At 70.9% G+C, this 14,536-nt stretch carries 13 protein-coding genes; 10 read left to right on the plus strand and 3 right to left on the minus strand.

Features of this window, described 5'->3' with window-relative positions:
* From VJR25_RS16430 to VJR25_RS16460, 7 genes are all read left to right on the plus strand, one after another.
* Positions 1-1,273, plus strand: a 1,273-nt coding sequence (locus tag VJR25_RS16430; RefSeq protein ID WP_324116980.1) for a DUF4407 domain-containing protein, incomplete at its 5' end; no start/stop codon positions are given.
* A 117-nt stretch (positions 1,274-1,390) separates the two neighbouring features.
* Entirely contained in the window at positions 1,391-2,152 is a 762-nt protein-coding gene (locus tag VJR25_RS16435) for a 3-hydroxybutyrate dehydrogenase (RefSeq protein ID WP_324116982.1), read from the plus strand.
* Positions 2,149-3,012 carry an alpha/beta fold hydrolase gene (locus tag VJR25_RS16440; protein ID WP_324116984.1) on the plus strand — a complete coding sequence of 288 codons (864 nt, stop codon included), beginning with the start codon at positions 2,149-2,151 and terminating at the stop codon, positions 3,010-3,012. Before VJR25_RS16435 ends, VJR25_RS16440 begins: the two co-directional genes overlap by 4 nt.
* Positions 3,013-3,079: 67 nt before the next feature.
* Positions 3,080-4,156 carry an alpha/beta fold hydrolase gene (locus VJR25_RS16445; protein WP_324116986.1) on the plus strand — a complete coding sequence of 359 codons (1,077 nt, stop codon included), beginning with the start codon at positions 3,080-3,082 and terminating at the stop codon, positions 4,154-4,156.
* A 191-nt stretch (positions 4,157-4,347) separates the two neighbouring features.
* Positions 4,348-6,081, plus strand: a complete 1,734-nt coding sequence (locus VJR25_RS16450) for an ABC transporter ATP-binding protein (RefSeq protein ID WP_324116988.1) — start codon at positions 4,348-4,350, stop codon at positions 6,079-6,081.
* On the plus strand, positions 6,078-8,183 hold the full coding sequence (locus tag VJR25_RS16455) for an ABC transporter ATP-binding protein (protein ID WP_324116990.1): 2,106 nt from the start codon (positions 6,078-6,080) through the stop codon (positions 8,181-8,183). The genes VJR25_RS16450 and VJR25_RS16455 overlap by 4 nt, the downstream gene beginning before the upstream one ends.
* A gap of 21 nt (positions 8,184-8,204) precedes the next feature.
* A complete protein-coding gene (locus tag VJR25_RS16460) occupies positions 8,205-8,687 on the plus strand; it encodes an NUDIX domain-containing protein (protein WP_324116992.1) in 483 nt (160 codons plus the stop codon).
* Between the two features lie 37 nt (positions 8,688-8,724).
* Here the strand turns inward: VJR25_RS16460 and VJR25_RS16465 are convergent, their stop codons facing one another.
* From VJR25_RS16465 to VJR25_RS16475, 3 genes are read right to left on the minus strand one after another with little or no spacing between them, the layout of a single operon-like run.
* Positions 8,725-9,183, minus strand: coding sequence for a helix-turn-helix domain-containing protein (locus tag VJR25_RS16465; RefSeq protein ID WP_324116994.1), 459 nt, complete (start codon positions 9,181-9,183; stop codon positions 8,725-8,727).
* A 20-nt stretch (positions 9,184-9,203) separates the two neighbouring features.
* Positions 9,204-10,814 (minus strand): polyketide antibiotic transporter, encoded by a 1,611-nt coding sequence (locus VJR25_RS16470; RefSeq protein ID WP_324116996.1) that lies wholly within the window; start codon positions 10,812-10,814, stop codon positions 9,204-9,206.
* Positions 10,811-11,782: an ABC transporter ATP-binding protein gene (locus VJR25_RS16475; protein WP_324116998.1), complete on the minus strand. Its 972-nt coding sequence runs from the start codon at positions 11,780-11,782 to the stop codon at positions 10,811-10,813. The genes VJR25_RS16470 and VJR25_RS16475 overlap by 4 nt, the downstream gene beginning before the upstream one ends.
* Before the next feature lie 141 nt (positions 11,783-11,923).
* On the opposite strand from VJR25_RS16475, the gene glmS reads away from it, so the two are divergent.
* From glmS to VJR25_RS16490, 3 genes are all read left to right on the plus strand, one after another.
* Entirely contained in the window at positions 11,924-13,777 is a 1,854-nt protein-coding gene (gene glmS, locus VJR25_RS16480) for a glutamine--fructose-6-phosphate transaminase (isomerizing) (RefSeq protein WP_324117002.1), read from the plus strand.
* A 247-nt stretch (positions 13,778-14,024) separates the two neighbouring features.
* Positions 14,025-14,384, plus strand: coding sequence for a holo-ACP synthase (locus VJR25_RS16485; protein WP_324117000.1), 360 nt, complete (start codon positions 14,025-14,027; stop codon positions 14,382-14,384).
* 17 nt (positions 14,385-14,401) lie between these two features.
* The coding region (locus VJR25_RS16490; RefSeq protein WP_324117004.1) for an alanine racemase at positions 14,402-14,536 on the plus strand (135 nt) is incomplete at its 3' end.

Below are 14,536 nucleotides of genomic sequence, written 5' to 3' on the forward strand. Positions count from 1 at the left end.
GGCCGCGCGTCCTGAGCCCGTCGACGGGCCGCCCGCCGAGCGCTCCCGCCGCGTCATGAAGCCCCGCCGCCGCGGCGAGGGCTGGCGGCGACTCGCGATCCTCGGCGGCGCCGACGGCAGCGTGCTCGACCAGGTTCCCACCGAGACGCCGCGATTCGTGCAGATGTTCTTCGTGCTCGCCGGCACGGCTCTCGTGTCGGCGCTGTCGATGTTCTTCGCGCTCATCACGGGTGTCGGCATCCTCGCCTGGATCGCCGCCCCGCTCGCGATCGTCTGGGCGCTCATCATCTTCAACCTCGACCGGTTCCTGACCTCGACGATGCGCTCCACGCGCAACGTGTGGCGGCTCATCGGCCTGGCGATCCCCCGCGTGATCATGGCCGCGCTCATCGGCATCGTCGTGGCGGAGCCGCTCGTGCTGCAGGTGTTCCACAACGACATCGCCCGCGAGGTCACCTCCACCAACATCGTCAACGCCCAGGCCGACCAGAAGGGCGTCACGGACGGGCCCGAGAAGCAGGCGCTGGATGCCGCGTCGAAGCATCTCAACGCCCTGCAGAGCCAGGCGCAGACCGGCATCGTCGCGGGCACGTCGACGACCTCGGCAGCATCCGCCGCCGCGCAGAGCACCGTCGACGGGCTGAACACCAAGCTCGCCGCCCAGCAGAAGGTCATCGACCAGGCCCGCGCGCTGTACCAGTGCGAGCTGACCGGCAAGGGCAAGGGCACCGTCCCGGGCTGCACCGGCGTGACCGGGGACGGCGCGAGCGCCCAGGCCGCCAAGCAGCAGCTCGCCGTGGCGCAGAGTTCGTACGACGCCCTCGCCGGCAAGCTCAGCGCCGCCAACGGCGTGCTCGCGCAGGCGAACGCCGCGGGGACCTCCGCCGTCGCCGCCTCCGCCGCCTCCAACAAGAAGGAGGCGAAGGACCAGCTTCCGGCCGCCCAGCAGACCTACGACACGGCGCTGGCCGCCTACAACGCACGGGCGGCATCCGTCGCGGGCGGCAACTCGGCGGCGACCGGCCTGCTCAGCCAGATCTCGGGTCTGGACCGGCTCTCCGCGAAGGAGCCGACGCTGCTGTGGGCGCACTGGCTGATCGCGGCTCTCTTCTTCATGATCGAGCTGCTCCCCGTCATCGTGAAGGTGCTGACGTCGTACGGCGACCCGTCCCTGTACGAGCAGGCGGACGGCCTGCGTCGTCAGGTCGCGCTCGACCGCGTGACCGCGCGCAGCTGGCAGGACCGCGCCGACATCGCCCGCGGCGGCGCCTGACCGGCCGAGACCGAGTCGCGCCGACGAGACAGGGATGCCCCGACCCCGTCTCGTCGGCGCGCACCTGTTTCGCGTCGGCCGTGACCGACGTCGGGCGCCTGGACTAGTGTGCCGTTCATGACGCCGACGACGGGCACGGACCTGCACGGGCGCACGGCGCTGGTGACGGGAGCGGCGAGCGGGATCGGAGCGGCCTGCGCGCGGGCCCTGGCGAGCGCAGGCGCGCACGTGATCGTCGCGGACCGGGATGCCCCCGGCGCTGCGCGCGTCGCGGGCGAGCTCGGCGGGGAGGCGCTCGTCGTGGATCTGGCCGACCTCGATGCGCTGGCCGAGCGCTCGTTCGACGCCGACATCCTGGTCAACAACGCCGGCATCCAGACTGTCGCGCCGATCGTCGAATTCGACCCGGCGGTCTTCCGCCGCATGCTCGACCTGATGGTCACCGCGCCGTTCCTGCTGACCCGTGCCGTGCTGCCGGGCATGTACGCGCGCGGGTGGGGGCGGATCGTGAACATCAGCTCGGTGCACGGCATCCGCGCGAGCGCGTACAAGGTCGCGTACGTCACCGCCAAGCACGCCCTCGAGGGTCTGTCCAAGGTCACCGCGCTCGAAGGGGCGCCGCACGGGGTGACGAGCAATTGCATCAACCCGGGCTACGTGCGCACGCCGCTGGTGGAGAAGCAGATCGCCGACCAGGCCCGGGTGCACGGCATCCCGGAGTCCGATGTGGTCGAGAAGGTGATGCTCACCGAGTCGGCGATCAAGCGTCTGCTCGAGCCCGAGGAGGTCGCCGACCTCGCCCTGTGGCTGTGCGGTCCGGCGGCATCCGCGGTGACCGGCACCTCGCACGTCATGGACGGCGGGTGGAGCGCCCGATGACCGTCCACGCGGGGACGGATGCCGGCGGTCTCGCCGTGACGACCTTCGGGCCCGTCGGGCCGCGACCCGCGGTGCTCGCCGTGCACGGCATCACCGCGAACGGGATGTCGTTCGGCGCCGTCGCCGCGCACCTGCCCGGCCGTCGGCTCGTCGCGCCGGACCTGCGCGGTCGCGGTCGCAGCAACCGCCTGCCCGGACCGTATGGACTGCGCCGCCACGCCGCCGATCTCGCCGCATTGCTCGACCGCGACGGCGGTGGGGCGCGCACCGTGATCGGGCACTCGATGGGGGCGTTCGTCACGGTGCTGCTCGCGGCCTCCCGGCCCGATCTCGTCGACCGGCTCGTGCTCGTCGACGGCGGGTTCCCGCTCCCGCTGCCGGCCGGCGTCACGGATGCCGCGCAGGTCGACACGGCTGCGCTGCTCGGCCCGGCCGCGGAGCGGCTCGCGATGGAGTTCGCCGACGCGGACGAGTACCTCGCCTACTGGCGCGTGCATCCGGCGTTCGTCCGGGACTGGTCGCCTGCCGTCGAAGCGTACGCGCGATACGACCTGGACGGCGAGGCGCCGCACCTGCGCGCCGCGGCCGTCGCCGCAGCCATGCTCGAGGACGGCGCCGAACTGTACGGCCCGGACTGGTACGTCGACGCCCTGCAGGCGCTGCGGATGCCGGTGACGGTGCTGCGCGCCCCGCGCGGGCTCACCGACGGCGACCCGCTGTACGCGCCGGGTGCCCTCGAGAGCTCCCGGTCGCTCGTGCCGCAGCTCGAGGTGATCGAGGTCGACGACGTCAACCACTACACGATCCTGTTCGCCGACCGCGGCTCCTCGGCCGTGGCGGCGGCCGTCGAGGCACCCTGAGCCTCCCCGGCCTGATCCCACCCCGCGTCCCGAGCCTGTCGACGGGCCGCACAGCGAAGGAGCCGACATGACCCGCACCCTCTTCGACGGCATCACCGCCTTCCGCGTCGAGACGCCCCGGTACACCGCGAACGTGCTGGAGCGCCCGGCCGCCGATCCGGGCAGCCCTGCCGCAACGGTGCTGTTCGTGCACGGCAACGTGTCGTCGGCCCTCTTCCATCAGCCGACCATGCTGGCGCTGCCGCCCGGGATGCGGGCGCTCGCCGTCGATCTGCGCGGCTTCGGCGACAGCGAGACGAAGCCGGTGGATGCCACGCGTGGACTGCGCGACTTCGCCGACGACGTGCGAGCCGTGCTCGACGCGCTCGACATCCCGGCGGTCCACCTCGTCGGCTGGAGCATGGGCGGCGGCGTCGTCATGCAGGTCGCCCTCGACGCGCCCGAGCGGGTGCTCTCGCTCACGCTCGAGTCACCCGTCTCGCCGTACGGGTTCGGCGGCACGCACGGGGCGGACGGCATCCGCAACGACGCCGACGGGGCGGGCACCGGCGGCGGGGGAGCGAACCCCGACCTCGTCGCCCGCCTCGAGGCCGGCGACATGTCCGCGGAAGGGCCGACGTCGCCCCGTGCCGTCTACCGCACCGCCTACGTCGCCAAACCGGAGCTCGAGATCGATCGCGAAGACGTCTGGGTGGCGTCGATGCTCACGACGGCGACCGGCGTCGACAACTACCCGGGCGACTCGGTGGCCTCGCCGAACTGGCCCGGCTTCGCCGCCGGCGCCCGCGGTGTGCTGAACACGATGGCCCCGCAGCACTTCGACGCGTCGGGCATCGTCGACCTCGCCGTCAAGCCGCCGATCCTCTGGATGCACGGCGAGCTGGACGCGATCGTGTCGGATGCCTCGTTCTTCGACCTCAACCAGCTGGGCAAGCTCGGGGTGATCCCCGGCTGGCCGGGTGAGGACGTCGCACCGCCGCAGCCCATGATCGCGCAGACCCGCGCGGTGCTCGAGCGGTACGCCGCCGCCGGCGGGCGGTACCGGGAGGTGTCCCTTCCCGACGCCGGCCACGCCCCGCACCTCGACGAGCCCGAGACCTTCGTCCGCGAGCTCGTCGCGCACGTGGAGTCCGCCGGTCGTTGAGTGCGGTGGTGCGGCTCCACGGCGACGAAGGGCCGATCCCGTCCGGAATTCATGTTCCCGAAACCCCGATGTCGGAGGCCTGGTGCATGATGTGGAGCGGCCGGAAGCATCCGGCGGGGTGAGCTCTGGCACGACGCGATATATCGTGTTACGCTGTCGGTTTCACCCCTACTGAACCTCCGGGAGAAACCGTGCTCGGAAAGCTGCTCTGGCGCTACATGAAGCCGTACGGCTGGCTGATCGCCGCCGTGCTGGTGTTCCAGTTCGCGTCCGCTCTGGCATCCCTCTACCTGCCCAACCTGAACGCGAAGATCATCGACGACGGCCTCGCCAAGGGCGATGTCGGCTACATCTGGCGCACCGGATCGCTCATGCTGGCGATCTCGCTCGGCCAGATCGTGGCATCCGTGATCGCGACCTTCTTCGCCGCGCGCGTGGCCATGCGCATCGGCCGCGACATCCGCGACGACGTGTTCGAACGCGTCTCGGGCTTCTCCGAGCGCGAGGTGACCACGTTCGGTCCGGGCTCGCTCATCACCCGCAACACGAACGACGTGCAGCAGGTGCAGATGCTCGCGATGATGTCGGCGACGTTCCTCGTGAACGCCCCGCTGCTCGCGATCGGCGGCATCGTGCTGGCGCTGCAGCAGAGCCTCAGCCTGGCGTGGATCATCGCCGTCGCCGTCCCCGCCCTGCTCATCGTGGCGGTGCTCGTCATCGGCCGGATGGTGCCGCTGTTCCGCAGCTACCAGCTGAAGCTCGACGGCGTGAACCGCGTCATGCGCGAACAGCTCACCGGCATCCGCGTCGTCCGCGCATTCGTGCGCGAGCCCATCGAGGAGCAGCGCTTCCGCGACGCGAACACCGAGATCATGGTCGTCGGGCGCAAAGTCGGGTCGCTGTTCGTGCTGCTGTTCCCCGCGGTCATGCTGATCCTGAACGTCACGGTGGTCGGGGTCATCTGGTTCGGCGGCCTCGAGGTCGACAGCGGCGACGTGCAGATCGGCACCCTGTTCGCCTTCATGCAGTACGTCATGATCATCCTGATGGGCGTCATGATGGCCAGCTTCATGACGATGATGATCCCGCGCGCCGCGGTGTCCGCCGAGCGAATCGGCGAGGTGCTCGGCGCGCAGAGCTCGCTCGCGCAGTCCGCGAACCCGGTGTCCGACTTCCCGCAGCCCGGCGCCATCGAGGTGCGGGATGCCACCTTCACCTACCCGGGCGCCGCCGAGCCGGTGCTGTCGGGTGTCAGCTTCCGTGCCGAGCCGGGTGAGACGGTCGCGATCGTGGGATCCACCGGCGCCGGCAAGACGACCCTGGTGTCGCTGCTGCCGCGCCTGTTCGACGTCACCGAAGGCGCGGTGCTCGTCAACGGCACCGATGTGCGCGACGCCCGGCTCGACTCGCTCTGGGCGACCATCGGCCTCGTGCCGCAGCGTCCGTTCCTGTTCACCGGAACCGTCGGATCGAACCTGCGGTTCGGACGGGAGGACGCCACCGACGAAGAGCTGTGGCAGGCGCTGTCGATCGCGCAGGGCAGCGACTTCGTGGCGCAGATGGACGGCGGGCTGGATGCCCCGATCGCGCAGGGCGGCACCAACGTGTCCGGCGGCCAGCGGCAGCGGCTCGCCATCGCCCGGGCCATCGTGCACCGGCCGCGCATCCTGGTGTTCGACGACTCGTTCTCCGCCCTCGACCTCACCACCGACGCGCGGCTGCGGCAGGCGCTGTGGCGGGAGCTGCCGCAGGTCACGAAGATCGTCGTCGCGCAGCGCGTGTCGACGATCACGGATGCGGATCGCATCATCGTGCTCGACGACGGCCGCATGGTCGGCATCGGCACGCATGAAGAGCTGCTCGAGACCAACCAGACCTACCGGGAGATCGTGCAGTCGCAGCTGGGTGCGGAGGTGACCCGATGAGCGCCAAGAAGGTGAAAGAGGCTCCGAAGGCCGAGCTGAGCGAGGCCGAGAAGGAGGAGCTCGCCCTCGCCGAGCAGGCCCGCATCTCGGCCGACGACTGGACGGGCGGCGTCGCGCCGGGCAAGGCCGACCACTTCGGCCCGTCGTTCCGGCGGCTCATCGGCCTGCTCAAGCCCAACGCGTTCGCGTTCGTGTTCGTGTCGATCCTCGGCGCCGCCGGGGTCGTGCTGTCGGTGATCTCGCCGAAGGTGCTCGGGCAGGCCACCAACATCCTGTTCGAAGGCGTGATGACCAAGAGCATCCCGTCCGGGGTCACGCAGGCGCAGGCCGTCGCGGGGCTGCGCGCCCGGGGCCAGGACGACTTCGCGAACATGATCGCCGCGATGCAGGACTTCCGTCCCGGCGCCGGCGTGGACTTCACCGCCCTGTCGCGCGTGCTCGTCATCGTGCTGGCGCTGTACTTCGCGTCGGCGCTGCTCATGTGGCTGCAGGGTTACGTCATCAACGTGGTCATGGTGCGCACGATGTGGCGCCTGCGCGACCAGGTCGAGGCGAAGATCAACCGCCTGCCCCTGTCGTACTTCGACCGGGTGCAGCGCGGCGAGCTGATCTCGCGCGTGACCAACGACATCGACAACATCACGCAGATGATGCAGCAGTCGCTGTCGCAGGCGGTCACCAGCATCCTCACCGTGGTCGGCGTGCTCGTCATGATGCTGTCGATCTCGTGGCAGCTCTCGCTCGTGGTGCTGGTGTCGTTCCCGCTCATGGCGGTGCTCTTCGGCGTCATCGGGCCGAAGTCGCAGAAGGCGTTCGGCATCCAATGGCGCAAGGTCGGCCGTCTCAACGCCCGCGTGGAGGAGTCCTTCTCCGGTCACGCGCTGGTGAAGGTCTTCGGCCAGCAGCGGCGGGCGCACGACGCGTTCCGGGCTGAGAACGAGGAGCTCTACGAGGCGTCCTTCAAGGCCCAGTTCCTGTCGAACATCATGATGCCCGCGATGACGTTCATCGGGAACCTCACCTACGTCGGCATCGCCGTGCTGGGAGCCCTGATGGTCGCCGGCGGCAACCTGCGCCTCGGCGACGTGCAGGCGTTCATCCAGTACTCGCAGCAGTTCACGCAGCCGCTGTCCGAGCTCGGCGGCATGGCCGCCGTCGTGCAGTCCGGCACCGCGTCGGCCGAGCGCGTGTTCGAACTGCTCGACGCCGACGAGCAGGAGCCGGATGCCGCGGATGCCCCGGCCCCGGCCGAGGGCGACGGCACCATCGAGTTCGACCACGTGTCGTTCTCGTACGCGCCCGAGCACCCGCTCATCACCGACCTGTCGTTCCGGGTGGAGCCCGGCCAGACGGTCGCGATCGTCGGCCCGACCGGCGCCGGCAAGACGACGCTGGTGAACCTGCTGATGCGGTTCTACGAGCTGAACGGCGGCCGCATCCTGCTCAACGGCCAGGACATCGCCGACCTCACCCGCCACGACATGCGGGCCAAGACCGGCATGGTGCTGCAGGATCCGTGGCTGTTCGCGGGCACGATCCGCGAGAACATCCGATACGGCCGGGCGAGCGCCACCGACGCCGAGGTGCTGGATGCCGCGAAGGCCACCTACGTCGACCGGTTCGTGCACTCGCTGCCCGACGGCTACGACACGGAGCTCGACGAGGACGCCTCGAACATCTCCGCCGGCGAGAAGCAGCTGATCACGATCGCCCGTGCGTTCGTGGCGCAGCCGTCGGTGCTGATCCTCGACGAGGCCACCTCCTCGGTGGACACCCGCACCGAGCTGCTGCTGCAGCACGCCATGGCGGCGCTGCGGCACGGGCGCACGTCCTTCGTCATCGCGCACCGGCTGTCGACGATCCGCGACGCCGACCTCATCCTCGTGATGGAGCACGGCGACATCGTCGAGCAGGGCACGCACGACGAGCTCATCGCAGCCGAGGGGGCCTACTTCCGCCTGTACAACTCCCAGTTCGAGCAGGCCGCGACCGAGCAGGAGCTGGCCGACCCGGCTCTGGAGTCCCTGGCCGCCGAGACCCTGGCCGCCCAGACCCTGGCCGCCGAGACCCTGGCCGCTGAGACCGTGTCCGACCCGGCCTGATCCGACATGGTCTGATCCGACATGGTCGTCACGAGCGCCGGCATCCTGCTGTACCGCACGGCGCCCGAACTCGAGGTGCTGATCGCCCACATGGGCGGTCCGTTCTGGTCCCGCAAGGATGCCGGCGCCTGGTCGATCCCCAAGGGCACGCTCGATCCCGGCGAGGCGCCGCGGCAAGCCGCCCTGCGCGAGTTCCGGGAGGAGCTCGGCGTGGACGCGCCGGAGGTGCCGGACGCCGAATTCGGCGTCTTCCGGGTGTCCTCGTCCAAGCGCCTGGTGGTCTACGCGGCCGCGGCGCCGGGGTTCCCGGCATCCGGCTTCGCGTTCGGCGAGTTCGAGCTGGAGTGGCCGCCGCGGTCGGGCCGGATGCAGCGCTTCCCGGAGGTGGACCGGGCGGAGTGGACCCCGGTCGCCGCTGCCCGCGAGCGTCTCGTCGCCGGTCAGCGCCCCATCCTCGATGCGCTCTCGGCCGAGCTCGGCATGGTCGAAGGCGCGATGGGCTGAGCGGCGGATCGCCGCACCGGGCCGACGCTCCCGCGGGTCACTCCGCCGCCCGGATGTCCTCCCACTCGGCGACGAGCTCCGGCATCCGCGTGGCCATGAAGCGCAGGAATCCGGACATGGTGGCGGCCCGATCCGCGGCCACCGCATCGTCTGTCGCCTCGGAGCCGATCTTGTCGACGTAGTCGGCCATCTGGACGTACACCGGGATGTTGCCCATGATCACCGAATGGAACGCGTCCACGACGAGGTCGTAGCGGTCCCGGCGGTGGCCCGGGGTGGGGAGGCGCCGGATGAAGTGCGCGTCCTGCAGGTAGCGCACCGCGCCCGACACGGCGCCGGCGCTCACCCCGAGCCGGTCGGCGAGTTCCGCCGCGGTGTAGCCGCCGGCGGGGGCGGCGATCAGCGCCATCAGGGCGCGCGCGGGCATCCGCGGCATGCCCGCCGCCGTCATCATCGCCGCCGCCTGCTCGGCCGCGTCGATTCCCCGATGTTCCATGGTCTCCCCAGACGTCCAGACTATCCGTCCGAGGCCAGCTGGCGGCGACGCATCAGGCCGAGGGATGCCGCCCAGCCCACGATCACGATGCCGACGAGCCACCACAGGCCGCGCACGTCGACGCCGTCGCCCTTCAGAACCGGCGTCACGCCGAACGGGGACAGGTGGGTCGTCCACTCCGGCAGCCCGAACAGCGGGCCGAACATCCCGAACAGCGTCGCCAGCAGCAGCAGGGTCCAGCCCAGGGCGATCGTCGCGCGGGGGATGAGCACGAAGATCAGCGCGGTGACGACGGCGAAGACCGCCGCCGCGACCATCTCGCTGAGGCCCGTCACGGTGATGTTGCGGAAGACCTCGGCCGTGCCCTTGTTCGAGGCGGCGCCGAGGTAGCCGGTGGCCATCGCCGCCCCGGCGATGATGACGATCGCGCACACCGCGACCACGAGGTACCCGCTCAGCCACTTCACGCGGCCGACCGTGGTCGCGAGCAGCAGCTCGGCCGTGCCGTGCGCCTCCTCCTGGCGCGCGCGGCTCATCGTCTGCACGGCGGCGCAGGCGCCCAGGATGCCGAGCATCGTGAAGAACACCGTGATGACGACGTTGTTCAGGCTGGACCCGCCGCCGAGCTTCTGCAGGATGTCGGTGACCGCGCTGTTGCCCGAGGAGACCTGGTTGAGCAGTCCGCTGAGGGTCGTGGCGAGGATGCCGGTGAGTGCTCCGCCGATCGCCCAGCCGATGATCGAGCCGTACGAGAGCCGCCAGACGAGTGCCTGGGACGACGCCAGCCCGGGCCGTGCGTGCACACGGCCGCGCCGTGCGGGGATGAAGCCCTCGCCGAGGTCGCGCACCGACTGCAGGGCGGTCGCGACGATCGCGAGCACCACGCCGAACGCCAGGCCGACGACGGCGGGTCCCCAGAGGTTCGTGTCGTAGGGCCGCGCCTGCTCCGCCCAGCCGAACGGCGAGAGCCACACCAGCCACGAGCTGGTGATCCGGGTGAGGTCGGTGCTCGGCGTGCCCGCCGCGTTGCCGATGCCGTTGAGCAGGAACGTGCCCACCAGGACCCAGATCGTGAGCGCGTTGGCCCCGCGCGAGGTGCGCATGAGCTGCGCCGCCAGCAGGCCGATGCCGAGGAACGCGATGCCCGTCGTCGCCGAGACCGCCCCGGCCACCCACGAGCCGGCGGCATCCAGCTTCGCGCCGACGAGCACCAGCGCCACGAGGACGCCGAGCACGACGTTCGCCGCGACGCCGTGGATCAGGGTCGCGACCGTCGGCAGGGTGCGGGCGGCCGGGGTGGATGCCACCAGCTCCGCCCGTCCCGCCTCCTCGTCGCCGCGCGTGTGGCGCACCGCGAGGAACGTGCTCATGAGAGCGGCGAGCATCGTGAGCCAGGGCAGGATCTCGAAGGCCATGAACTGGCCCTCGGATGCTCCCGACGGGAGCCCGCGGAACATCATGATCACGGGGTTCGCCATCACCGCCGCGAGCACCGTCACGCGGTCGGAGTGCGTGCCGTACGACTGAGTCACGCCCGCGAAGCCGGAGTAGGCGAGCAGCACGGTGCCGAGGATCCACAGCAGCAGCTGCACCCAGTCACGGCGCAGGCGCTGGCGCAGCAGGGTCATCATTTCGACACCTTCTCCGCAGCACGGCGCGACGCGCGCGTGTCGCCCTCCTCCTCCGCGGCGCGCAGCGCCGCGAGGTCGTCGCCGTAGTGGCGCAGGAACAGCTCCTCGAGCGAGGGCGGCTCGATGCGAAGGCCGGCGACGTTGCGCTCGGCGAGCACCGGGAGCACGGCCGGGACGGCATCGCTGTCCACCGTGAAGCGGGCGCGGCCCTCCGCCACCGATCCGTCGTGCGCCTGGGGGATGCCGGCGAAGGCGGATTCGTCGGCCCCTTCGAACGACACCTCGGTGCGGGTGAGGTGACGAAGTTCCGCGAGCGTACCGGATTCCACGATGCGGCCGGCGCGGATGATCGACACCCGGTCGCACAGCAGCTCCACCTCGGACAGGATGTGGCTGGAGAGCAGCACGGTGGCGCCGGAGGCGCGGAGGCGGTCGATCTCGTCGCGGAACACCACCTCCATCAGCGGGTCGAGGCCGCTCGTCGGCTCGTCGAGGATGTAGAGGTCGGCGGGGACGGACAGCGCGGCGATCAGCGCGACCTTCTGCCGGTTGCCCTTGGAGTAGGCGCGGCCCTTCTTGCGCGGGTCGAACTGGAACGCGCCCATGAGCCGCTCGCGCTCGGTGCGGTAGGCGGCATCCTTCGTGTGCACCCCGCGCAGCCGGGCGAGGAAGTCGATCGTCTCGCCTCCGGACAGGTTCGGCCACACGCTGACGTCGCCCGGCACGTAGGCGATGCGCCGGTGCAGGGCGGCGGCGTGGTGCCACGGCTCCTGTCCGAGCACGTCGACGGTGCCATCGGTCTTGCGGGCGAGGCCGAGGAGGATGCGGATCGTCGTGGTCTTCCCGGCCCCGTTCGGGCCGAGGAAGCCGTGCACCTGCCCTGCGTCGACGCTGAGGTCCAGCCCGTCGAGGGCGTGCACACGGCCGTAGTGCTTGGTGAGTCCGCTCGTGCGGATGACTGTGGTCATGGGCGCCAGACTACTCCGAATTCAGAAATTCGTGAAACTTCTAAACGAAATCCTCACGATCCGCTCACGCGGTCCTCGCGGCCGCGCCGGCCCCGCCGGCATGCGCCATCCGGTCAGGTTCGATTCCCTACGATGGAACGCATGTGTGGAATCGTCGGATACGTCGGCCCCCGGCCGAGCCAGGACATCCTGATCTCGGGCCTGGCCCGTCTCGAGTACCGCGGCTACGACTCCGCGGGCATCGCGGTCATCGACGAGAACGGGGCGCTCGACAGCCGCAAGCGCGCCGGCAAGCTCGCCGTGCTGCGCGAGGACCTCTCCCGCACGCCGCTGCCCGACGGCTCCACCGGCATCGGCCACACCCGCTGGGCCACCCACGGCGGCCCCACCGACGTGAACGCCCACCCGCACATCGCCGATGACGGCCGGCTCGCCGTCATCCACAACGGCATCATCGAGAACTTCGCCGACCTGCGCGCCGGCCTGCTCTCGGAGGGCTACACGTTCCTCAGCGAGACCGACACCGAGGTCGCCGCGGTGCTGCTCGGCCGCGCCTACCACGAGAACGGCGAGGACCTGCAGGCGGCCTTCCGCGACACCGTCGGCCGACTCGAGGGCGCGTTCACGCTGCTCGCCATGCACCAGGACCACCCCGGCCTCGTCGTCGGCGCGCGCCGCAACTCGCCGCTCGTGATCGGCCTCGGCGAGGGGGAGAACTTCCTCGGCTCCGACGTCGCCGCGTTCGTCGAGCACACCCGCAGCGCCCTCGCGATCGGGCAGGACCAGATCGTCGCGATCACGCCCGACGCGGTCACCGTCACGGACTTCGAGGGCGCGCCGGTCGAGGCATCCCCCTTCGAGGTGACCTGGGATGCCGCCGCCGCCGAGAAGGGCGGCTGGTCGTCGTTCATGGCCAAGGAGGTCTCCGAGGAGCCCGAGGCCGTCGCCAACACCCTGCGCGGACGCGTGCACGAGGGCGCGGTCGTGATCCCCGAGCTCGGGGACCTCGACGAGCTGTTCACCGGCATCGATCGCATCGTGATCATCGCGTGCGGCACGGCCGCGTACGCCGGTCAGGTGGGCGCGTACGCGCTCGAGCAGTGGACGCGCCTCCCCGTGCACGTCGAGCTCGCGCACGAGTTCCGCTACCGCGACCCGGTGCTCGACGAGCGCACCCTGGTCGTCTCGATCAGCCAGTCCGGCGAGACCATGGACACCCTGATGGCGGTCAAGTACGCGAGCGAGCGCGGCGCGAAGACCCTGTCGATCTGCAACACGCAGGGCGCCACCATCCCGCGCGAGTCGGACGCCATCGTCTACACGCACGCGGGCCCGGAGGTCGCGGTGGCCTCCACCAAGGCGTTCGTCGCCCAGATCACCGCGCTGTACCTGCTCGCCTTGCACGTCGGTCGCGTGCGCGGAACGCTGAGCGCGGTCGAGGCCGCCGAGCACGTGCGCGAGCTCGAGGCGATCCCCGCCAAGATCAAGCGCATCCTGGACACCGAGCAGGAGCACACCACCCAGCTCGCCCGCTGGATGGCGGACACCCACTCGGTGCTGTTCCTCGGGCGGCACGTGGGCTTCCCGATCGCTCTCGAGGGCGCGCTCAAGCTCAAGGAGATCTCCTACATCCACGCCGAGGGCTTCGCCGCCGGCGAGCTCAAGCACGGGCCGATCGCGCTCATCGAGCCCGGCCAGCCGGTGTTCGTGCTGGTGCCGTCGCCGCGCGAGTCGTCGATGCTGCACGACAAGGTGGTCTCCAACATCCAGGAGATCCGCGCCCGCGGCGCCCGCGTCATCGTCATCGCCGAAGAGGGGGATGCCGCCGTGCTGCCCTTCGCCGACGAGGTGCTGCGCATTCCGCTCGCCGGACCCCTCTTCGAGCCGCTGCTCGCGGTCGTGCCGCTGCACATCTTCGCGATGGGCCTCGCCACAGCCAAGGGCCTCGACGTCGACCAGCCCCGCAACCTGGCGAAGTCCGTCACCGTGGAGTGACGCCGGCCCCAGCGTCCCCGCCCCCGCGGCCCCGGCCTCAGCGGCCCCCGGCCCCAGCGTCCCCGGCCCCAGCGGCCCCCCGTTGCCGGCGTGCCCGCGAACCCTGTCCCAATTACGCGAACCCTCACCGAATTACGCGACCAACGCGTATTCCGGTGAGGGTTCGCGTATTCCGGTGAGGGCTCGCGGAGGGATGCTGCCCGGGCGGACTGCAGGACCCTCCATCTCGCCCGGATACCCTGGACGGATGATCATCGGAATCGGCGTCGACCTCGTCGACATGGAGCGCTTCGAGCGCAGTGTCGGCCGCACGCCGCGGCTGCTGGAGCGGCTGTTCACGCCGTCCGAGCGGCGGATGCCGCTGCGGTCGCTGGCCGCGCGGTACGCCGCGAAGGAGGCGCTGATCAAGGCGCTCGGCGGTTCCGACGGGGTGCACTGGAACGAGATCGACGTCACCCGCGACGCGGCCGGAGCGCCGCGGTTCGTGCTGAGCGGCTCGACGGCGGAGGTCGTGGCAGCCCGCGGCATCCACACCATGCACCTGTCGATGTCGCACGACGCCGGCGCCGCGATCGCCCAGGTGATCGCCGAGGGGAGCGGCTCGTGAGCCGCCTGCCGGACGGGATGCCGCGCGAAGCCGTGATCGACACGTCGGCGATCGCCGACAACGTCCGTCACCTGCGCCGCCTCACCGGGGTCGAGGTGATCGCGGTCGTCAAGGCCGACGCGTACGGGCACGGGGCCGCGCGCGTCGCGGCG

This window comes from Microbacterium sp. (assembly GCF_035277845.1).
Lineage (GTDB): Bacteria > Actinomycetota > Actinomycetes > Actinomycetales > Microbacteriaceae > Microbacterium.